The organism is Paenibacillus beijingensis (genome assembly GCF_000961095.1).
Taxonomy (GTDB): domain Bacteria; phylum Bacillota; class Bacilli; order Paenibacillales; family Paenibacillaceae; genus Paenibacillus_O; species Paenibacillus_O beijingensis.
Map to the genome: position 1 here is coordinate 1,643,849 of NZ_CP011058.1, position 19,992 is coordinate 1,663,840.

A 19,992-nucleotide genomic window follows, 5' to 3' on the forward strand; every position below is an offset into this window, starting at 1 on the left:
TGGCGGTCACCCCCCCAAAGCCTGCAGATCCGCACCGAGCATCGCTTCCCCGATAATCTCCGACAGCGTCGGATGCGGATGGATCATTCGGCCGACCTGCATCGAGGTCGCCTCCAGAAGCTGCGCCAGCGCCGCCTCTCCGATGAAATCGGTCACGTGCGGACCGATCATGTGAACGCCCAGTATGACGCCGCTAGCCTTCTCGGCCACGACTTTGACGAAGCCGTCGGATTCTCCGAGCACAAGCGCTTTGCCGATCGCTTTGAATGAAAATTTGCCCACTTTAATGTCGTAGCCCTTGTCGATGGCGGCTTGCTCGGTCAGGCCAACGCTCGCCATCTCGGGTCGGCTGTACACGCATTTGGGCACAGATGCGGGATCGGGAGCATGCGAATCCAGGCCGCAGATGCTCTCCACCGCGGTCACACCCTCGTGGCTCGCGACATGCGCAAGCTGCAAACCGCCGATCACGTCTCCGATGGCGTAGACGTGCGGATCGTCCGTCCGCATGCGGCGGTCGACAACGATTGCTCCCCGCTCGACCCGCGCCGCCGTCCGCTCCAGGCCAAAGCCCTCAACGTTTGCCGTACGGCCCACAGACACAAGCAACCGCTCGGCTGCCAGCGTCTCCGTCCTGCCGTTGCGCTCGATCTGCACTGTCGCCCCGTTGTCGTCCGCGGTCACGCCCGCCTCAAGAAGCCTCACCCCCATCAACGCCTTGATGCGCCGCTTGGCGAACAGCCGCGCCAGCTCGCGAGACACGTCCGCATCCTCCGTCGGCACGATCCGGTCCGCGGCCTCGACGATCGTCACCTGCGCTCCGAAATCGCTCAGCATCGACGCCCATTCGACGCCGATCACTCCGCCTCCGATAATCAGAACCGATGACGGAACCTCAGTCATCTCCAGCGCATCGTCGCTGGTCATGATTCTCTCGTGCGTCGGAAGGCCCGCAATGCGGCGCGGACGCGATCCGGTAGCGACGATCAGATCACGGTAGCCGATCCGGATAGAAGACATGCCGGTAGAAACCGCTTCGGCGCTTGTTATATCGATGATGCCGTTATAATGACCAGATGAGGAGGTTTCGGCAATGACACCGGTTCCTTCGTAAACGTCGATCTTGTTCTTCTTCATCAGAAACTGTACACCGGTCTGAAGCTGTTTGACGATGGCGTCCTTGCGTGCCTGTACGCCGCCGAAATCAAGAGCGACGTCAGAAGTGAGTATGCCGAAACTTTCGCTGCGCTTCATCGACTCGTACAGCTCGGCGCTGCGCAGCAGCGTCTTGCTCGGAATGCAGCCCTTGTGCAGACAGGTCCCGCCGAGCTTATCCCGCTCGACGAGCGCGGTCCGCTTGCCCAGCTGCGCAGCGCGGATCGCGGCGATGTATCCTCCCGGACCGCCGCCCAGAATGACGATATCGTAGATGTCCATAGGATCACACTCCATCCATGTATTTGCGATGCTAACCAAATGGTGGCTTGGCTGCCTTGATCTGTTCCGTCAGCTTGCGACCGGTTGGCGTTTGGGCCAGGCCGCCGAGCGCCGTTTCACGGTGTTCGCCCGGCATCTTCGAGCCAACCTCCAGCATGACGCCGATCACCTCGTCCGAAGGAATGACGCTTCGCACCCCGGCAAGCGCCATATCTGCCGCCGCCAGCGCGTTTACTGCGCCCAGGCCGTTGCGGACGATGCAGGGAACCTCGACAAGCCCGGCAACAGGATCACAGATTAGCCCGAGCGTATTTTTGAGCGCGAGACCGACGGCATGAACCGCCTGCTCTGGGCTCCCGCCGCGCAGCTCGACGAGCGCGCCCGCCGCCATGCCGATGGCGGAGCCGATCTCCGCCTGGCAGCCGCCTTCCGCACCGGAGATGAACGAGTTGTTGGCGATGACATAGCCGATCGCCCCGGCGCAGAACAAGCCGTTCACGAGCTTCCCGTCTTCCCAGCCGAAGCGCTCTTGGGAGCTGACGAACACACCGGGAATGATGCCGCAGGAACCTGCGGTTGGTGTCGCAACGATGCGCCCCATCGAGGCGTTGACCTCGGATACCGCCAGCGCGTACGCCATCGCCTTGCCGGTCCAATCCCCGACGGAAGGCTCGCCGGCGGCAACATGCCCGAGCACCTTGCGCCCGTCGCCCCCGACGAGCCCGCTCCGCGACGAGGCGCCGCCCTCGAGCCCTTTGCGAACCGCTCTCTTCATAACTTCATAATAATCGGCCATCTGGCGCACGATCTTATCCGGCGGCTCCCCGGTCTCCTTCGCCTGCTCGGCGATCATGAGCTCGGCGATCGAGAGTGACTCCCTGCGGCACAGGTTCGAAATATCATTAAGAGTACGAAAATTCATGTCAACAACTCCTCCGGACTATCTGTCAGGTCAGATCGATGACGGTCGCCCCGCCGATATGCGGCAGGCAGGCTAGGGCTTCGAGCAGCGCTCCGTCCGGTCTACGGTCGCATTCGAGCACCGTCATCGCCGCCCCGCTTCTTTCCTTGCGGTCAACGTTCATAAAGCCGATGTTCAATCCTGCGCTGCTGACAGCTCCGGTTATAGAGGCCAGAACGCCGACCTGATCGTCGTGAGAGATGACAATCGTCGGATAATAGCCGGAGAAGCCCGCGGCGAAACCGTTCATCGAATGAATCTCGATATTGCCTCCGCCGATGGAGGCGCCGCTTATCGTAATCTCATTGCCGCCAGCGATCGCCGAAATCTCGACGAAGTTGGGATGAGGACTCATTCCCGCGCCCGTCCGCAGCTCATAGCTTAGCCCCGCCTTGTCTGCCTCCGCGAAAGCGTCCGGAATTCTTTCGTCATCAGTGTCGAAATCAAGCAGTCCTCCGACGAGCGCCAAATCCGTGCCGTGGCCCGAATATGTTTCTGCGAAGGAACCGTGCAGCGTAATAACGGCCTGCTCCGGCACACGTCCGAGCAGCTGCCGGGCGACACGACCGATGCGAACCGCCCCGGCTGTATGAGAACTCGACGGTCCAACCATAACCGGACCGATAATGGAAAATACATGTTTGAACCGCATCCCCGATTTCTCCCTTCTAAACGATAACACCGGAGGCTGCTTTGGCATGTTCCGCCTGCTCGAGGGCGTGGTAAGAGCTGCGTACGAGCGGCCCCGCCTCGACGTGTGCGAACCCGAGCGCCTTCCCGGCTTCCTTCAGCTCGGCGAACTCCGACGGATGGTAATAGCGGCTAACCTCCATATGCTTCAGAGACGGCTGCAAATACTGCCCGATCGTCACAATGTCACAGCCCGCCGCCCGTAGATCCGTCATCGCTTCGATCAGCTCCTCCTTCGTCTCTCCAAGCCCGACCATAAGGCCGGATTTCGTCACTTGACCGGGACGAAGCGCCTTTGCTTGCCGCAGCACGGACAGGGAACGGTCATATTTTGCCTTGGCGCGCACTTTATCCGAGAGGCGGCTGACCGTCTCCAGATTGTGGTTCAGCACGTCAGGCCCGGCTTCCAGCACGACCGCCAGCCTCTCCGCCGCGCCGCCGAAGTCCGGAACGAGCACCTCGACGTTCGTCAGCGGATTGCTCTCCCTTACCGCCCGTATCGTCGCCGCGAACATGGACGCGCCGTGATCGTTCAGGTCATCGCGGGCTACGGACGTAATGACGACGTGATTAAGCCCCATCTCTTTGACGGATTGTGCAACCTGCTGCGGCTCCTCCAGGTCGAGCTCCGTCGGCAGCCCGGAGGTTACGGCGCAAAAGCGGCAGGCTCGCGTGCAGATTTTTCCCAAAATCATGAAGGTGGCCGTGCGCTGGCTCCAGCACTCGAAAATGTTCGGGCACCTCGCCTCTTCGCAAACGGTGTGGAGCTTGCGATCGCGCATCATTCCCCGGATCTCTTGAAAATTGTCCCTGGTGTTCAGTGATATCTTCAGCCATTCCGGCTTGCGTTCTCTGGTTTGCGACATGCTCCGCACCTCCTTATTTGCCCGAGATGAAGGCCTCGTATTGTTCGGCGCTGAGCAGAGCTGCCACCACTTCTGCGGCGTCCCCGTCCACCTCGACCTCGACGATCCAACCTTCCCCGTAGGGGTCCGAGTTCACATTCTCCGGCGAATTCAGCAGCGCCTCGTTTATCATAACCACCGTTCCGCTGACCGGACTAAATAGGTCGGATACGGTTTTGACCGATTCGATCGTCCCCATCGGTGCGTCCGCCTCAAGAACGGCACCTGTCTCCGGAAATTCGACGAACACGATATCTCCCAACTGGCTTTGCGCGAAATCGGTAATGCCGATCCGAACCAGGTTTCCTCTGGCTTCCGCCCATTCATGCTCCTCCGAATATCCAAGGCCCGCTTTAACTTCACTCATTGCCAACATCCCTTCGAATGATTTATTTGGGGTTGTTTCATTCCTTTATTTCCCTTGTGAAGAGCGGAAAAGACGCCGCAAGTGCGGCCGTTTGCTCTCTGACCTTTGCTGCCGTGAACGGATCGTTGCGGTGCTTCAGCGCATCCGCGATACAGCGGCCGAGCTGCTTCATCTCCTTCTCCCCCATACCCCGGGTCGTCAGCGCCGGCGTACCGATGCGGATGCCGCTTGTGACGAACGGACTTGCCGTTTCACCGGGAATTGTGTTTTTGTTGACGGTGATGCCGACCTGCCCGAGCAGCGCTTCCGCTTCCTTCCCGGTCAGCCCCCACGGACGGACGTCGATCAGCAGAAGATGATTGTCGGTCCCGCCCGATACGAGCGTCGCCCCTTCCTCTGTCAGCGTCTGTGCCAATGTGCCGGCGTTGCTGACAACCCTCTTGGCGTATGCCGTAAAGGAAGGCTCAAGCGCCTCTCGGAAGCAAACGGCCTTCGCCGCTATGACGTGCATGAGCGGACCGCCTTGGATACCGGGAAAAATGGCCTTGTTCAGCCCTTTGGCCATATCCTCGTCGTCGGTCAGCAAAAGCCCCCCGCGCGGCCCGCGCAGCGTCTTGTGCGTCGTGCTCGTCACAACGTCGGCGTGCGGGAACGGAGACGGATGCAGGCCAGCCGCCACCAATCCGGCTATGTGCGCCATGTCAACCATCAGTTTCGCGTGGACAAGATCGGCGATCTCCTTGAATTTGGCGAAGTCGATCAGGCGGGGATAGGCGCTCGCCCCGGCGATGATAAGGCGGGGCTTCTCCTTTCGGGCGATCGCTTCGACCTGATCGTAATCGATGCGATGGGTGATCTCGTCGACGCCGTAGGACACGACGTCGAACCATTTGCCCGAAAGGCTGACCGGACTGCCGTGCGTCAGATGTCCTCCCTGGTAGAGGTTCATGCCCATCAGCTTGTCTCCGGGCTCAAGAAGATGAAACAGAACTGCGGTATTCGCCTGCGCCCCGGAATGCGGCTGGACGTTGGCGTAGGCTGCGCCGAACAGCGCCTTGGCCCGTTCGATCGCAAGCGTTTCCGCTTCGTCCACATACTCGCAGCCTCCGTAATACCGTTTGCCGGGATAACCCTCGGCATATTTGTTCGTCAGCTCGGACCCCATCGCTTCCATGACTTCCGGACTGACAATATTCTCCGAGGCAATCAACTCCAGCGTCTTCAATTGTCTTTCGCGCTCGCGGTTAACGGCCGCATGGATATCAGGATCGTACGTTTGCAAACTCAAAAGTGCCACCTCCACATGGTGTTTCAAATGTAAAAAAAAGGACAGAGAACCGGCTTGTCGCCGTGTTCTCTGTCCGGGTACCTGAGAGTTTAAGCGGTTCTTAAACCGCTGTTACCCCTTTGGTGGCTGTTCGCTCTCTCCAGAGTTGCGTCGGATGGCGGTTCTTTTTACCTGAGAGATTAATCGTCCGGCTGGCTGGCCGTCGACTTGCTCCTTCGGTGCCTGGCGATCCTAGATTGTCCGCCCGGTCTCTCCCTGCCATCGTCATCCGCTTATTTCAAAATTGTTTGACGCACTTAGAGTAATCGACACTCCGTTTACATGTCAAGATACCTCACAATAAAATTTCGCAAATAGGAAATATATATTGACATACCCCTCGGAAGTCAGGTATTAATAAACTATATAATCATGCGGATGATGGTAACGGGAGAGATTGCCCAAGTCAGCTGACAGGGCGGCGCCGAAGGAGTAAGCCTGATGCAGGTGAATCTCTCAGGCAAAAGGACCTTTACCGGACGCGCCTCTGGAGAGAACGTTCGGAACGCGAAAGGCGTGCCCGTCGTCACCCAAGGGGAAACCCGGGCAATCATTTCAAGTTCGGGGTAACTCTCAGGTACAAAGGACAGAGCGAAGAGGAAACGGAAAGCGGCATTCACGCTGCGGACGTTCAGCCTTTTTGCTGCTGTCCTTTATTGCGTTTAATGGGTTTTCACGTTACCTGAGGAGGAGAGAAGGATGACTAAACTTAAACGAACCCCGCTTTACCCGCTCTACGCCGATTATCCCGGCGTCCGATGCATCGACTTCGGCGGCTGGGAGCTTCCCGTTCAATTCTCGGGCATTCAGAAGGAGCATGACGCCGTGCGGCAGCAGGCCGGTCTGTTCGATGTCTCCCACATGGGGGAGATCAAGGTGACCGGGCAATTCGCGGAAGCTTTCCTGCAAATGATGACGACGAACGATGTAACGAAGCTCTCGAACGGCCAGGCGCAGTACACGCTTATGTGCTATCCGGACGGAGGCGTCGTCGATGATTTGCTCGTGTACCGGCTCACGGCCGACCAGTACATGCTCGTAGTGAACGCCTCTAATATCGACAAAGACTTTGATTGGCTGCGCGAGCATCTGATCGGGGATGTTGTACTCGAGAATATCTCCGATGAGTTGGCGCTGCTCGCCCTGCAGGGTCCGAAAGCGTCCGCCATTATGGATGCGCTGGGGGCAGAGCCGGCTGTTGGCGAACTTCTTCCTTTCCATTTCACCGCCGATGTCTCCATTGCAGGCGTGAAGACGCTTGTCTCACGAACGGGCTACACCGGTGAGGACGGCTTCGAGATTTACGTACCGGCGTCTCGCGCCGCTGACGTCTGGAACGCTCTGCTCGCGGCGGGCGAACCGCTCGGGCTCGTGCTGGCAGGACTTGGCGCCAGAGACACGCTTCGCTTCGAGGCGCGCCTGCCGCTGTATGGTCAAGAGCTTTCGAATACGATTACCCCGCTTGAGGCGGGCGTCGGCTTCTTCGTGAAGCTCTCCCAAGACAACTTTATCGGCCGTGACGCACTGCTGAAACAGAAAGCCGAAGGCGTGCCGCGCAAGCTCGTCGGTATTGAGATGATCGACCGCGGCATCCCCCGTCCCCAATATCCCGTCTATGCGAACGGCAAAGTGATCGGCGAAGTGACGACGGGCACCCAATCTCCGACGCTTAAGCGCAATCTCGGCCTTGCCCTGATCGCTGCCGATTACGCCGGGCCAGGCACCGAGCTCTGGGTGGAAATACGCGGGAAACGGCTGAAGGCACAAGTCGTCAGGGCGCCATTTTATAAAAGACTTCCGAAGGAGTGAGCTTCGTGGCCAACAAACACCGCTACATCCCGATAACCGAACAGGACCAGGCCGACATGCTGAAGACGATCGGCGCACAAACGATTGAAGACCTGTTCCGCGACATACCGGAGGCGATTCGTTACCGCGGCGTCCTGCCGATGTCTCCCGCTCTCGATGAGTTCTCGCTGCTTGAGCATATGAAGGAAATGGCCGGCCGTAACGCCGATACGGATCGCTACGCCAGCTTCCTGGGCGCCGGCATCTACGATCACCATATTCCGGTCGTCATTAATCATATGATCTCCAGATCTGAATTTTATACCGCCTATACGCCGTATCAGCCCGAAATCAGTCAAGGGGAGCTTCAGGCAATCTTCGAATTCCAGTCCTATATCTGCGAGCTGACTGGGATGGCCGTCGCCAACGCCAGCATGTACGACGGCGTGACGGCGCTGTCCGAAGCCGGCGCTCTGGCGAGCGGCGCGACGAAGCGCAGGCAGCTCGTTATCTCGCGCACCGTCCACCCGGAAGCACGCGAGACCGTACGTACGATGGCCCGCGGCCTGAACCTGGAGGTTGTCGAGGTCGGCTACGCGAATGGCGTGACGGATCTTGGCGCGTTGAAGGCGGCTGTAACCGGCGATACGGCAGCCGTGCTCGTTCAATCGCCGAACTTCTTCGGCTGTGTCGAAGATATTGCCGCGATCGAGCCGATCATTCACGGCGTCAAAGGGCTGCTCGTCGTCAGCGCGAACCCGATGTCGCTAGGCCTGCTTGAACCGCCCGGCAAGCTCGGCGCCGACATTGTCGTCGGCGATGCGCAGCCGCTTGGCATCTCCCAATCGCTTGGCGGTCCGACCTGCGGCTTCTTCGCGGTCGCCGAGCCGCTGATGCGCCGGATGCCCGGCCGGATCGTCGGCCAGACGACTGATATCGACGGCAATCGCGGCTTCGTATTAACACTGCAAGCGCGGGAACAGCATATCCGACGCGAGAAAGCCACGTCGAACATCTGCTCCAATCAGGCGCTGCTCGCTCTGTGCGTCTCGATCTACCTTTCGACGATGGGCAAGGAAGGGTTGCGTGAAGCCGCTAACCTAAACTTGCAGAAAGCGCACTACGCTGCCCGCCAGTTGGCCGAGCAGCGCGGCTTCAAGCTGCCTTTTTCCGCGCCGTTCTTCAACGAATTCGTCGTTCGGCTGCCGGAGGGAACTTCCGTGAAGGAGATCAACCTGGAGCTTCTTAAGGCTGGCTTCCTCAGCGGCTACGACCTGGGAATCCCTTATCCGGAGCTTAAAGGCCATATGCTGGTCGCCGTCACCGAGAAACGGACCAAGGACGAAATCGATCGTTTTGCAAGCAGATTGGGGGAACTGGCATGACAATGAGTACGACTACGACTACCATTACGACTCAAACTTCAATTACAGCTGCGGCTGCAAAAACGGATAAAGCGCTCATCTTCGAATTAAGCAAGCCCGGCCGCATAGCCTACTCGCTTCCGCCCTGCGACGTGCCGGAGGCAGCGCCAGGCGAATATATTCCGACCGCCATGTTGAGGAAGAAGCCCGCTCAGCTGCCGGAGGTTTATGAAGTCGACGTGATCCGTCATTACACCGAGCTGTCCCGCCGCAATTTCGGAGTCGACAACGGTTTCTATCCGCTAGGGTCCTGTACGATGAAGTACAATCCAAAGATTAATGAAGATACGGCCCGCTTCAGCGGCTTCGCCAAAATCCATCCTTACCAGCCGGAAGAGAGCATCCAAGGCGCGCTTGAGCTGCTGTATACGCTTCAGAACGACCTGGCGGCGTTGACCGGAATGGATCAGGTGACGCTTCAGCCCGCTGCAGGCGCGCACGGTGAATGGACGGGGCTTATGATGATCCGCGCCTATCATGAAAGCCGCGGCGAGAGTCGCACCAAGGTCATCGTTCCCGACTCCTCGCACGGAACGAATCCCGCCAGCGCCACCGTCGCCGGCTTTGAGACGATCACGATCAAGTCGAACGAACGGGGCATGGTCGATTTGGATGCGCTCCGCTCGGCGGTCGGCAGCGATACCGCTGCGCTTATGCTGACCAACCCGAGCACGCTTGGGTTGTTCGAGGAGCAGATCGAAGAGATCGCTGCAATCGTGCATGAAGCGGGCGGACTTCTGTACTATGACGGCGCGAACTCAAATGCCATCATGGGCATTACGAGGCCAGGCGATATGGGCTTCGACGTCGTCCACCTGAATTTGCACAAGACGATGAGCACCCCGCACGGCGGCGGAGGTCCCGGAGCCGGGCCAGTCGGCGTAAAGAGCAAACTAATCCCTTATTTGCCGAAGCCGATTGTCAGCCGCCGGGAGGACGGAACGTACTACTTCGATTACGACCGCCCCGAGTCTATTGGCCGGGTGAAAGCGTTCTACGGCAACTTCGGCATTCTCGTACGCGCGTACACGTATATCCGCACGTACGGCCCGGAAGGACTTCGCCGGGTATCCGAGTGCGCCGTCCTGAATGCCAACTATATGATGCACCGGCTTGCTCCGCATTATGAAATCCCATATCCCGGCGTATGCAAGCACGAATTCGTCATGTCGGGCCGCGGCCTGAAGAAATATGGCGTCCGGACGCTCGACGTGGCCAAACGGCTGCTCGACTTCGGCTACCACCCGCCAACCATCTACTTCCCGCTTAACGTCGAGGAATGCATCATGATCGAGCCGACCGAGACCGAGAGCAAGGAAACGCTCGACGGCTTCATCGATACGATGATCCGAATCGCCGAGGAAGCGAGAACAAATCCGGAGTTTATCTTGAACGCTCCGTACAACACGGTCGTGAAAAGACTCGACGAAACGACAGCGGCGCGCAAGCCGGTTCTGAACTGCGCCTGCGTTTAACCACAGCGTGTCCGAATTAACCAAGGGACAGCTCCATATTGATATGGGGCTGTCCCTTGGCTTCAATATCAGAAAGCGGAGCTTTCAATCGGGAAATGATTCCCTTCACATCTCCGCTTCCATCTCTATCGCTGATTCGATTGAAAAAAGCAAAAGTCCGCCGAACATAGAGTGCCGAGAAGGCCTTCCGCTCCTTCCCATTCTCCGATCTTTCCGATAGAACCCGCCGTGAGACTGTTTATCCGCGACAGCCGAAAGCCTGTCGACGACTGCACGTCAGTTCGTACACGGCCCTGAGTGCATGCATTAACGAATATATAACGTTTTACAATTCCGAAAGCTATCGATGGACATTAAAAAGGATGACTCCTGATGAATTCAGAAGTCATCACACGGCTGCTTAACACCAAAGGTCTTTTTTCAAAAACTGTCCATAAATAGGTTCACAGTTCAGGGACGGCCAAGGGGGATTTTTGCTGCCGACTCATTCCTCAAACAATTCCTTCAAAACCGTCTTCCTGTTTTCGAGAAAGCGCCGGGTCACGATATAGTGCATCGTATCTTCGTACCGAATCTCCCCTGCCGGCTGAACATCAAAATTGAAGATTTGCGCATCCGGATAGCCGAGTAAAATCGGAGAGTGCGTGGCGATAATGAATTGCGCTTCGTTCTCCAACTCTTTGATGATTCGCAGCAGGGCGAGCTGTCTTGCCGGCGAAAGAGCAGCCTCCGGCTCGTCGAGCAAATAGATCGCCTTTTTTCCAAAGCGGTGCTGAAAAAGAGAAAGAAACGCTTCCCCATGCGATTGCTCATGCAAGGAACGCCCCCCGTAATATTTCAAGCTTTCCGGCAGCGTGTCCAGATGCGAGGCGAAGTGATAAAAGGTTTCCGCTCTCAGAAAAAAACCGTTTGTGATTTTGGGCAGCCACGAAAGCCGGATACAGTCTCCCAAAGCGGAATGGGAAGCGTCTACGTCATAGACGTTATTCCTCCCTCCTCCAGCCGTATGAAAACCGCATTGATACGCAATCGCTTCCAGAATCGTCGATTTGCCGGAGCCGTTCTCCCCTACAAAAAAAGTGACGTTCGTGCGAAACGAAAGCGAATCCAGCGCCTTGACTGCGGGTATGGAAAACGGATAGCCGTCCGGGCGCGAACGCTCATCCCTCAAAATCTCCAGGCTTCGTAAGTACATTTCATTCAGCTCCAAATCAGTCTTTCAACTCATCCAGGAGTCGGTTTCATTTTTACATGCGGATATTCATCTTCCGGCACCTGTTCGGGCGGCTGGTTGATCGATGCATCCGTCTATTTTTCAGATAAAACGCTTCCTTTCAGTTGTCCGCCAAACGGCTTTCGCGGCGGGTTTGCGTCTGAAAGACCGCTGCAAACACGGCGATACAGGCCAGCGCAACGAGTGAATTGTAGAAAAAAACGTTTCGCATCCCGAACGCTTCACTGGCGACGCCGCCGACGAGACTGCCGATAATACGTGCAATGCCGAGGCTGAGCAGCGCGTTGAACGTTTGGCCGCTTGCCTTCAGCTCATTCGGCACTTCCCGGTTGATGACGATAGCCATCGTGACGGAAAGCACGATAAATATTGCGCCGTGCAGCAGCTGAATCGGAAAAACCCAGTAAGGGTCGTGGATGACCGAGAACAGATACCACCGCAGCGCGGCGGCGGCTCCGGCCCCGAGCAATATGTAGGACACGTTGATCCGTTTGAAAAGGAAGGCCGAAAACAACAGAAACGGAATTTCACTGAGCGAAGAGATGAGCATCGACCACCCCAGCCAAGAGCTGTCGCCGCCGAGTTCTTTGAAATAGAGCGGGAAAAAGGAGTAATAGTAGCCCAGCGTAATGTTCAGAATAAAGTTGAGCGTTAAATAGAGAACGAGCTTGCGGTTGCGGAACAGGACAAGCAGATGCATTTTCCGGCCCTGCGACTGATGTCCCTTAACGGCGGGAAAACGGAGAACCAGCAGGAAGCTGACGCCCAGGATCGCCGCATTGACCGGAAACAGCAGATTAATGTGTTGGGTGGCGATAAATCCGAACAAGACGGACATGACGGCGAACCCGATTGTGCCTCCGAGCCGGATCCGGCTGAAATCGCCCGATTTGCGCTTGTCCAGCGTCTCGAGCGTGATGGCATCTCCAACGGCGGCGATGGATGATGAAAAAAACATGAACAAACCGATCATCGCGAACACGTAACCGAACTGGGCGGAGAGCGGATACAGGAGCATCGAAACTCCGCTGCCGGCGAGCATAAGGAGGAGAACGCTGTTTTTCGTCTTGGCTCTGTCGCTCAGCGTTCCCCAAACCGGCTGCGCCATAATCGCAATAAGAGGCCCCAGACTGAGCAGTGTGCCGATTTGCGACGGAGTAAACCCGATCTGTTGAAAATAGAGCGGAATAAAGGTTGCGTATACCGCATTATTCATGTAGAAGATCATATAGAATAACACGATAGCTGTAATATTGATCGGCATATGATCGTGTCCTTTAGTTTTTTTTGGCGGCGGCGATTAGACCTGATAGAGCTGAATAAGGTTGCCGCAAGTATCGTCCAATACGGCAATCGTTACCGGTCCCGTTTTCTTCGGCTCCCCGCGAAACGCCACGCCCAGCTTTGTCATCCGTTCGTACTCGTGCCTAATATCTTCAACAACAAATGCCGCGGCGGGAATCCCCTGCTCAAAAATGGCTTTTTGATAGGCCATGGACGCCGGGTTGCCGTTTGGCTCAAGCAGCAGCTCGACCTCGTCCGGCGCTTCGGGCGAGACAACGGTCAAAAATTTGGCTTCCCCCAGCGGAATCTCCCTTTTCTTCACAAAACCGAGCACTTCCGTATAAAACTTGAGGGCTTTGTCCTGATCGTCCACAAATACACTGGTCAGTTTAATCTTCATCGTCATCCTCCTAAAGGTTTTGCCGAATGACAAAACCACTTTGTAAGCATTAGCTTCGTTTTTGCGTTAGCAATTCGGAATCATCGGCTTCTGCCGCAGCATAATCATTCAGACCCATTTGTTGCATTGCCCATTTTTGAAAAACGAAGCTGCCGGTCCTGCCCGTAAAAGTCGAAGCTCCGGCAGCCTTACTTTGACGGAACGCGCAGCCGCCTGTTTTGATGAGACAGACCCCGGCTAGCTGTCCGCCTCGCCCAGACGAAGCCGGCCTTTCGCGATTCAGACGAGACGGATCCGGCAGCTGCCGGCTTCTTGGCCTGCCCAGAGAACGGTCAGCTCATCGCCGTCCGCAAGCGCGGCGACGCCGGCCGGGGTGCCGGTAAAGATCAGGTCGCCGGCACCAAGCCCGTACGTACGGCCGATATGTTCGATCAGCGCATCGACAGGAAACAGCATGTCGCCGGCGTTGCCGAGCTGGGCCCGCTCTCCGTTGCGCCGCAGCTCAAAATCGTGCGCCTGCAAGCCTTCCCGGCCGGGATACGGCAGCCAAGGCCCAAGCGGCGCCGATCGGAGGAAGCCTTTGGCGTCCAGCCACGGCTGGCCTTTCTCCTTCAGCCTGCTCTGCACGTCCCGCAGTGTCAGATCGAGCCCGAGCGTCATGGCGTCGATCAAATCGTCCGCTTGCGCGCCTGGCTCGTAATCGCGCCCGATCCGCAGCACGATCTCCGTCTCGAAATGCACTTCCCCTCTGCTGCCGGGAAGCTCAATAACGCCGCCGTCCATCGGAACCGCCGTTTGCACCGGCTTCAAAAACACAATCGGCGCTTTCGGCACTTCGTTGCCCAGCTCCAGCGCATGCAGCCGGTAATTACGGCCGATGCAGTATATGTTTCGAATGCCGCTTGCAGCGGCTTCATACGGATTTGCCCTTGTCATCTGAAAGATCAGCTCCCATGCTTCGATTTGGAGTGGCGACAGATTCGTCGCGAAGAAGGAATCGGCTCGACAGACTAGCCTTTCTTCTGCGATTCGATCCGCTCGGCCAGCTCGTTAAGATAAGTCCACCGCTCCATCTGCTCTTCCAGCACCGCTTCCAGCCGCTGCTGCTCGGCAACAAGCTCCTGCAGCCGCGCCGAATCGCTGGAGGCGGCTTCCATCGTCTCACTCAGCTCCTGGAGCGCTTGCTCGGTCTGTTCAATCCAGCCGTCAATCTGCTCAAAATCTTTTTGCTCCTTATACGACATCTTCAGCTTCGCTTCCCGGCCGCCGCCCCGGCCGGTTCCGCCTCCGTCCGCCTTGGCGCCTGTGTTGCCTCCGCCGGCTGCGTCTCCCGTGTTGCCTCCGCCGGCTGCCGCGCTCCCGCCTCCTTCTTTGCCTCCGCCGGCTGCCGCGCTTCCGCGTCCTGCGCCACCTTTGCCTGCGGCGCGTGATGACTCCGGAACTGCCGGCACAGAAGCGGCGCGTTTCTCCGCATATTGCTGGTAATCGGAATAATTGCCTGTATGCTCGGTAATGACGCCGTCGCCTTCGAATGCGAAAATCCGCTCCGCCGTCCGGTCGAGGAAATACCGGTCATGGGATACGACCAGTACAACGCCCGGAAAGTCGTCCAAATAATCTTCCAGCACGCCAAGCGTCGCAATGTCCAGATCGTTCGTCGGCTCGTCAAGCAGCAGCACGTTCGGCGCGCTGATCAAAATGCGCAGCAGCTGCAGCCGCCGCTTCTCTCCGCCCGACAGCTTCGCAATCGGCGTCCACTGCATCGCCGGCGGAAACAGAAACCGCTCCAGCATCTGGGCCGCGGAAATGGTCGTGCCGTCCCCGGTGCGCACCTGCTCCGCTTCTTCGCGGATATATTCGATCACCCGCAGCGACTCGTCCATCTCTTCGTGCTCCTGCGTGAACCAGCCCAGCTTCACTGTCGGTCCGAGCTCGACCGTGCCGGAATCCGGCACAAGCGTGCCGGCGATCAGCTTCAGCAGCGTCGACTTGCCGCTGCCGTTGCGCCCGACGATTCCCACTCTATCCTCCGGCACGGCGATATAATCGAAGTGGCGGATCAGCGTCCGCTCGCCGTAGCCGTACGTCACATCGGTAAGCTCCACAATCTTTTTGCCCAGCCTTGAAGACGCCACCGACATCTCCAGCTTGCCGGCGGCCTTCTCCGGCGCCTGCCCCTTCAGCGCTTCAAACCGCTCGATGCGCGCTTTCTGCTTCGTCGACCGTGCCTTCGCCCCGCGCCGGATCCAGGCCAGCTCGTTGCGCAGCAAATTTTGCCGCTTCGCTTCCGACGCCGCCTCCCGCTCCTCGCGCTCGAGCTTCAGCTCCAGAAAGCGGCTGTAGTTGGCGGTATAAAAGTAGGCGCGGCCGCGGTCCAGTTCGATGACCCGGTTGCTTACCCGGTCGAGAAAGTAGCGGTCGTGCGTAATCATGAGCAGCGCGCCGCGGCGCTTCTGCAGCATGCCTTCCAGCCAGGCGACCGACTCGTTGTCGATATGGTTCGTCGGCTCGTCCAAAATAAGGACGTCGGACGGCTGCAGCAGCGCCGCCGCCATCGCAACCCGTTTGCGCTGGCCGCCCGACAGCGTGCCGAGCTTCGCGTCCTTGTCATGAATACCGAGGCGCGAAAGCGCCGTCTTCGCTTCGCTTTCCAGCTGCCACGCATCGTGCTCGTCCATTGCGGCGTTCGCTTTCACCAGCCGCTCCTGCAGCCCGGCATCCGACGGCCGCAGCTCCAGCGCTTCCATCGCCGCCGCGTATTCCCGCACGGCCTGCAGCTGCGGCGAATCGCCGCCCAGCACATGCCCCAGCACGGTCGCCTCGGGATCGAAGTCCGGATTTTGCTCCAGCATCCTTACCCTGACACGCGAAGGAATTGTCACGCTCCCGGAATCGGCAGGCTCAAGACCCGCGACCGCCTTGAGAAAAGTCGATTTGCCCGTCCCGTTCACGCCGATAATGCCGATTTTATCGCCTTCCGCAACGCCGAACGAGACGTCTTCAAACAATATTTTTTCGCCGTAGCTTTTCGTCAAATGTTCAACGGACAATAAATGCATGACGTATAAATACCTGCGCTTTCTGTTGGAATCGTAACTGCCCGTACTTCTTCCTCCGTATCATACCATATGTGGGCCCCCGCGGGCAGGCGCGCGGCGGCCGTTTCAGTTCTTCCGCCGACGGCGTTGTCCCCGGTTGTCGGTTGTTTTACAATTAAAACAACATCAGACCGCATCCCTGCTTATGCATCTGAAAGGAGGCTAACGACGAACATGTACATACCCAAGCCGGTGCGCGCTTTTGCCGCTCTTATAATCGCCCTGTTCATGCTGACTGCGTTATCGGCCTGCGCCGACGGCGAAGCGAGCGTCACGATTAACCGGAACGGCTCGGCCGATATGAATGTGAAGCTGCTCGTCAGCAGCAGCGCGCTGGAGCAAATCGGCAGATCCGATTTGATGAGCCGTCTGATCGACAGGCTGAAGGCGGACGGTCTGAACGCCGCGCCGCTGCAGGAAAACGGCCGGACGGGACTTACCGTGTCCAAGCATATGGATCCGGAAGATTTCCGCCATAACGCCGCCCTGCCCAAAGGAGTTACGATGTCCCGCACGAGCGCCCCGGGATTCTGGACAACGAAAGAACATATATCGGTAACCGTCGATCCTGCCGCCATGATGCCTACGCAGGCGTCCGGCGCCGTCGCCAAACTGGAGAACCTGTCTCCGCTGCTGAAAAAATTCGCGCTGTCGGGGTTCAATTTCGATTTGAAGCTGACGCTGCCGATCAAACCCGATTCCAGCAACGCCGATCATATCTCGGGCAACGGGCGCACCTTGACGTGGAACATAGCCCCGCTGCAGCCGAATACGTTCGATTTGACCGTCTCCGTGCCTAACATCCGCCATATCGCGTACGCCGGCGGCGCATCACTAATTGCGCTGATCGCGCTCGTTGTCTGGCTGATCGTCCGGGTCCGCCGCCGCAGGCGGAAGCAGCTTTAATGCGCCCGCGATGAGGATTATTGCGCTACCCCGAAAATTACTATTAGCTCAGACCCAAAAATGGCAGCACGAAACTAAGCCCAGCTTTTATGGTTTTTAAAAACTGTGCTTCTTCGCAATTTTGAGACATTGAAACGCTAAGAGGCCTCCGAATTAAAGAGGGCTACCTGAAAACCAAGATTCTCAAGCTTTCGTACGGCTTGTCTCACGATCGCTTCTTGTTGTCGCTGTTCAAAATAATGACTTCCTAAATCTTTGTAATCTTCTTTTCGTGTAAGAACGTAATAAACAATGGTCATGATGGAGTGCGCGACGGCTACGGCTGCTCGGTGTCTGCCTTTTCGGGCGGCAATGCGTCTGTACTGTGCTCCTAGGTAGTTGTCGGATCTGCATACGGAATGGGCGACTTCAATCAGTGCCGCTCGGAGATATTTGTTGCCTTTGCGAGTTTTTGAGGATTTTCGTTTTCCGGCACTTTCATTCTGCCCTGGAACTAGGCCCGCCCATGAACAGAGATTAGGGGCGGATGGGAAGCGCGAACCGACATCAGTCCCAACTTCGGCAAGGATTTGTTCTGCGGTTCGTCGGCCGATCCCTGGAATGGTATCTAGACGTTCAATGTCTTGCTGAAAAGGGTCGAGCCGTTTGGCTACCTCCGTATCCAGTTCGAGAATCTGCTCATTCAGAAAATCGACGTGTGTGAGCATCGTTTTCAGCATGATCCGTTGGTGGGCACTCATGTTGCCGCGTAAGGCCAATTCCAACTCTTCCTTCTTTTTCTTCAGAGTTCGTCGCGCGAAAGCTGCCAGCTTTTCGGGATCTTCTTCTCCCTCGATCATGGCCCCCATCATATCGCGGCTGCTCACGCCCATAATGTCGGAGACAACAGCAGCGAGCTTAATGTTGGCGCCTTCAAGGACCTTCTGAACCCGGTTATGTTCACGAGAGCGTTCCTGAATCAGGCTGCGACGGTAACGGACTAATTCGCGGAGTTCGCGTTGGTTACGGTCCGGAATGTAGCTGGGTTTGAGCAGTCCATGACGCAGAAGGTTACAGATCCACTCGGCATCTTTCACATCCGTCTTCCTGCCGGGAACAGCTTTAATGTGCTGTGCGTTTACGACGAGGAATTGAATCTCCTCGGCTTCAAGCAGGTTGACGATTGGTTTCCAGTAAACACCGGTACTCTCCATGGCCACGTGCGTACAGCGATGCTGCTTGATCCAGTCGATTAAATCCAGCAGGAACACCGTATGCGTACGAAAGGTCTTAATCTCCTTTCCTTCGGGAGTCATGACGCAAGCGGTAATGGACTTCTTGTGAACATCCAAACCGCAAGCGCGCTCGATGAGGACATCCATAACATTCACCTTTCTACGGCAATTGAAATTGAGGACTGGTGCAACAACCAGAAAGGATTACTCTACCCCGCGTGCTTCCCAAAAGGAGCGACATACCGTGGTGCACCGTGATCGTCGTAGTCAGACTAACGGATGGGTTCGCGACACCATAGCTTAACGACCTTCCTCACCAGCCGTAAGAATAGTATAGAACGCCGCACCAAAATTTTCATTACTCTGTGGTGCCCCGAGAGGGGCATGGATGGCTAACGGGGAACTAACCTTAATTTTGAATAGGATTTTTCTGGAGAATACCGAATAAAATTAACGGGATGCCAAATGCAAGGATAATCGTGATGAGGGGAGAGGGTAGCTTGCAGGAGACGATAGCGGTTGATTTGATTGAAGTCGCACCTTTCAAGGCTTTGGCAGTACGGACGGGAATGACACCTGACAAGAGCGGGACGCGGGAGGCGTGGAGCAAACTTACAGCGCAGATCCCCCTTGACGATGCGCGACTTACGGATGGGCCCTCAGCGTATGTGTTTATTCCGCAGGAGCAATGGAGCAAGCAAGTCGATACGCTCTGGGTCGGACTGGCGGTTCGTGAGTACGGAGATGTACCGGATGGCATTGAGACTCTGGAGGTACGCGGAGGGGTATGTGCCAGCGCCCGCGTTTACGGAAATGAGGCGCACATGTGGCTCGTATATGATGCGATGTTTGCGTGGCTGGAGCAGTCGCCCGATTATGAGCTTGATGTGCGTGAAGGCGTACTCGGGATGGAGACGGTTCCGCTTGAACCGTTGAACGCTCTCACAATCCCCTATGCAGAAATCGAAACATTCGACTTTACGATGCTATACCCGGTACGCAAGAAGTCAGAGGTTTAATACATGAGCAAGATGCTTTAGTTTTCTCACTCAGACTCATGTCGGTTCTCCTAGTTCTTTTTGACGACGTGGGGATTTATAAGAACAGCCTCCATTCCTTTGCCTGATAGCTGGCGTGCCAGGCTCAGCCAGTAGTGACCGGCGGGTTCCATGCCCACGATGACTTTGCTTAGCTTGTAAGACTTGAGCAGATCTTGAATCCAACGGCCGAACAGTTGAAAGCCTTTGTTATGGCTGCCGAATTCCAGTGGCGATCCAAGGGCAATTCCCCGATAACTGACCGCGCGGGCGACGTCCTTAACTTCATAGATGAGCGACCTCCAGATGGCGAGATGTAAGGGCTGTAGACCCGTTACCAACTCCCATGTTACAGAGGCGCTCTTTTTTTTACAAAGTCCAAAATAATGGATCCACAGGAATTCTAACGGGCAGTTTAACGCAACTTCCCAACTACTGGAAACGT

General features: G+C 57.0%; 19 protein-coding genes and 3 riboswitches. Of the genes, 6 read left to right on the top strand and 13 right to left on the bottom strand.

Annotated features, from left to right (window positions below; genetic code table 11):
• Nucleotides 1–6: 6 nt before the first annotated feature.
• The 6 genes from lpdA to VN24_RS07455 are packed head-to-tail and all read right to left on the bottom strand — an operon-like array spanning nt 7 to nt 5,648.
• Complete coding sequence (gene lpdA / locus VN24_RS07430) at nt 7–1,437, bottom strand: dihydrolipoyl dehydrogenase (RefSeq protein WP_045669870.1); 1,431 nt, start codon at nt 1,435–1,437, stop codon at nt 7–9.
• Nucleotides 1,438–1,468: 31 nt separating this feature from the next.
• Nucleotides 1,469–2,359 carry an L-serine ammonia-lyase, iron-sulfur-dependent, subunit alpha gene (sdaAA, locus tag VN24_RS07435; RefSeq protein WP_045669871.1) on the bottom strand — a complete coding sequence of 297 codons (891 nt, stop codon included), beginning with the start codon at nt 2,357–2,359 and terminating at the stop codon, nt 1,469–1,471.
• Between the two features lie 25 nt (nt 2,360–2,384).
• Nucleotides 2,385–3,050 (bottom strand): L-serine ammonia-lyase, iron-sulfur-dependent subunit beta, encoded by a 666-nt coding sequence (gene sdaAB, locus VN24_RS07440; RefSeq protein ID WP_045669872.1) that lies wholly within the window; start codon nt 3,048–3,050, stop codon nt 2,385–2,387.
• A gap of 16 nt (nt 3,051–3,066) precedes the next feature.
• Nucleotides 3,067–3,963 (bottom strand): lipoyl synthase, encoded by an 897-nt coding sequence (lipA, locus tag VN24_RS07445; RefSeq protein ID WP_274520425.1) that lies wholly within the window; start codon nt 3,961–3,963, stop codon nt 3,067–3,069.
• 4 nt (nt 3,964–3,967) lie between these two features.
• A complete protein-coding gene (gcvH, locus tag VN24_RS07450) occupies nt 3,968–4,360 on the bottom strand; it encodes a glycine cleavage system protein GcvH (protein ID WP_045669874.1) in 393 nt (130 codons plus the stop codon).
• A gap of 37 nt (nt 4,361–4,397) precedes the next feature.
• The gene (locus VN24_RS07455) at nt 4,398–5,648 is read right to left on the bottom strand and encodes a serine hydroxymethyltransferase (RefSeq protein WP_082083661.1); all 1,251 of its coding nucleotides are present in this window, start codon (nt 5,646–5,648) and stop codon (nt 4,398–4,400) included.
• A 148-nt stretch (nt 5,649–5,796) separates the two neighbouring features.
• Nucleotides 5,797–5,916, bottom strand: a riboswitch (glycine riboswitch).
• Between the two features lie 149 nt (nt 5,917–6,065).
• Nucleotides 6,066–6,169: riboswitch (glycine riboswitch) on the top strand.
• Nucleotides 6,170–6,172: 3 nt separating this feature from the next.
• Nucleotides 6,173–6,279, top strand: a riboswitch (glycine riboswitch).
• A gap of 107 nt (nt 6,280–6,386) precedes the next feature.
• On the opposite strand from VN24_RS07455, the gene gcvT reads away from it, so the two are divergent.
• The 4 genes from gcvT (at nt 6,387) to VN24_RS28425 (ending at nt 10,778) form a co-directional block, all read left to right on the top strand.
• A complete protein-coding gene (gcvT, locus tag VN24_RS07460) occupies nt 6,387–7,496 on the top strand; it encodes a glycine cleavage system aminomethyltransferase GcvT (RefSeq protein ID WP_045669875.1) in 1,110 nt (369 codons plus the stop codon).
• Nucleotides 7,497–7,501: 5 nt separating this feature from the next.
• Complete coding sequence (gene gcvPA / locus VN24_RS07465; protein ID WP_082083662.1) at nt 7,502–8,860, top strand: aminomethyl-transferring glycine dehydrogenase subunit GcvPA; 1,359 nt, start codon at nt 7,502–7,504, stop codon at nt 8,858–8,860.
• Nucleotides 8,861–8,862: 2 nt separating this feature from the next.
• Nucleotides 8,863–10,374 (top strand): aminomethyl-transferring glycine dehydrogenase subunit GcvPB, encoded by a 1,512-nt coding sequence (gene gcvPB / locus VN24_RS07470; RefSeq protein WP_045673085.1) that lies wholly within the window; start codon nt 8,863–8,865, stop codon nt 10,372–10,374.
• 269 nt (nt 10,375–10,643) lie between these two features.
• Entirely contained in the window at nt 10,644–10,778 is a 135-nt protein-coding gene (locus tag VN24_RS28425; RefSeq protein ID WP_082084191.1) for an IS3 family transposase, read from the top strand.
• Nucleotides 10,779–10,858: 80 nt separating this feature from the next.
• Here VN24_RS28425 and VN24_RS07475 read toward each other — a convergent pair whose 3' ends face one another.
• From VN24_RS07475 to VN24_RS07495, 5 genes are all read right to left on the bottom strand, one after another.
• Entirely contained in the window at nt 10,859–11,569 is a 711-nt protein-coding gene (locus VN24_RS07475; RefSeq protein WP_045669876.1) for an AAA family ATPase, read from the bottom strand.
• A gap of 139 nt (nt 11,570–11,708) precedes the next feature.
• Nucleotides 11,709–12,872 carry an MFS transporter gene (locus tag VN24_RS07480; protein WP_045669877.1) on the bottom strand — a complete coding sequence of 388 codons (1,164 nt, stop codon included), beginning with the start codon at nt 12,870–12,872 and terminating at the stop codon, nt 11,709–11,711.
• A gap of 36 nt (nt 12,873–12,908) precedes the next feature.
• A complete protein-coding gene (locus VN24_RS07485) occupies nt 12,909–13,292 on the bottom strand; it encodes a VOC family protein (RefSeq protein WP_045669878.1) in 384 nt (127 codons plus the stop codon).
• Nucleotides 13,293–13,571: 279 nt separating this feature from the next.
• Complete coding sequence (locus tag VN24_RS07490) at nt 13,572–14,228, bottom strand: fumarylacetoacetate hydrolase family protein (protein ID WP_045669879.1); 657 nt, start codon at nt 14,226–14,228, stop codon at nt 13,572–13,574.
• Nucleotides 14,229–14,302: 74 nt separating this feature from the next.
• A complete protein-coding gene (locus VN24_RS07495; RefSeq protein WP_045669880.1) occupies nt 14,303–16,351 on the bottom strand; it encodes an ABC-F family ATP-binding cassette domain-containing protein in 2,049 nt (682 codons plus the stop codon).
• A gap of 213 nt (nt 16,352–16,564) precedes the next feature.
• Between VN24_RS07495 and VN24_RS07500 the strand changes: the two genes are divergently transcribed.
• On the top strand, nt 16,565–17,296 hold the full coding sequence (locus VN24_RS07500; RefSeq protein WP_045669881.1) for a hypothetical protein: 732 nt from the start codon (nt 16,565–16,567) through the stop codon (nt 17,294–17,296).
• Between the two features lie 137 nt (nt 17,297–17,433).
• Here the strand turns inward: VN24_RS07500 and VN24_RS07505 are convergent, their stop codons facing one another.
• A complete protein-coding gene (locus VN24_RS07505) occupies nt 17,434–18,657 on the bottom strand; it encodes an IS110 family RNA-guided transposase (protein WP_045669882.1) in 1,224 nt (407 codons plus the stop codon).
• 353 nt (nt 18,658–19,010) lie between these two features.
• Here VN24_RS07505 and VN24_RS07510 point away from each other — a divergent pair, with 353 nt between their 5' ends.
• Entirely contained in the window at nt 19,011–19,529 is a 519-nt protein-coding gene (locus tag VN24_RS07510) for a GyrI-like domain-containing protein (RefSeq protein WP_158453662.1), read from the top strand.
• A 50-nt stretch (nt 19,530–19,579) separates the two neighbouring features.
• On the opposite strand, the gene VN24_RS27910 is transcribed toward VN24_RS07510, so the two are convergent.
• A complete protein-coding gene (locus VN24_RS27910) occupies nt 19,580–19,888 on the bottom strand; it encodes an IS110 family transposase (protein WP_045669884.1) in 309 nt (102 codons plus the stop codon).
• Nucleotides 19,889–19,992: the final 104 nt, after the last annotated feature.

Bases quoted from the DNA above. Each gene is read 5' to 3' on its own strand.
- VN24_RS07495 (WP_045669880.1), bottom strand. From the start codon at position 16,351: ATGCATTTATTGTCCGTTGAACATTTGACGAAAAGCTACGGCGAAAAA.
- sdaAA (WP_045669871.1), bottom strand. From the start codon at position 2,359: ATGAATTTTCGTACTCTTAATGATATTTCGAACCTGTGCCGCAGGGAG.
- VN24_RS07485 (WP_045669878.1), bottom strand. From the start codon at position 13,292: ATGAAGATTAAACTGACCAGTGTATTTGTGGACGATCAGGACAAAGCC.
- VN24_RS07490 (WP_045669879.1), bottom strand. From the start codon at position 14,228: ATGACAAGGGCAAATCCGTATGAAGCCGCTGCAAGCGGCATTCGAAAC.
- VN24_RS07480 (WP_045669877.1), bottom strand. From the start codon at position 12,872: ATGCCGATCAATATTACAGCTATCGTGTTATTCTATATGATCTTCTAC.
- VN24_RS07500 (WP_045669881.1), top strand. From the start codon at position 16,565: ATGTACATACCCAAGCCGGTGCGCGCTTTTGCCGCTCTTATAATCGCC.
- lpdA (WP_045669870.1), bottom strand. From the start codon at position 1,437: ATGGACATCTACGATATCGTCATTCTGGGCGGCGGTCCGGGAGGATAC.
- VN24_RS07475 (WP_045669876.1), bottom strand. From the start codon at position 11,569: ATGTACTTACGAAGCCTGGAGATTTTGAGGGATGAGCGTTCGCGCCCG.
- sdaAB (WP_045669872.1), bottom strand. From the start codon at position 3,050: ATGCGGTTCAAACATGTATTTTCCATTATCGGTCCGGTTATGGTTGGA.
- gcvPB (WP_045673085.1), top strand. From the start codon at position 8,863: ATGAGTACGACTACGACTACCATTACGACTCAAACTTCAATTACAGCT.
- VN24_RS07505 (WP_045669882.1), bottom strand. From the start codon at position 18,657: ATGGATGTCCTCATCGAGCGCGCTTGCGGTTTGGATGTTCACAAGAAG.
- gcvT (WP_045669875.1), top strand. From the start codon at position 6,387: ATGACTAAACTTAAACGAACCCCGCTTTACCCGCTCTACGCCGATTAT.
- gcvH (WP_045669874.1), bottom strand. From the start codon at position 4,360: ATGAGTGAAGTTAAAGCGGGCCTTGGATATTCGGAGGAGCATGAATGG.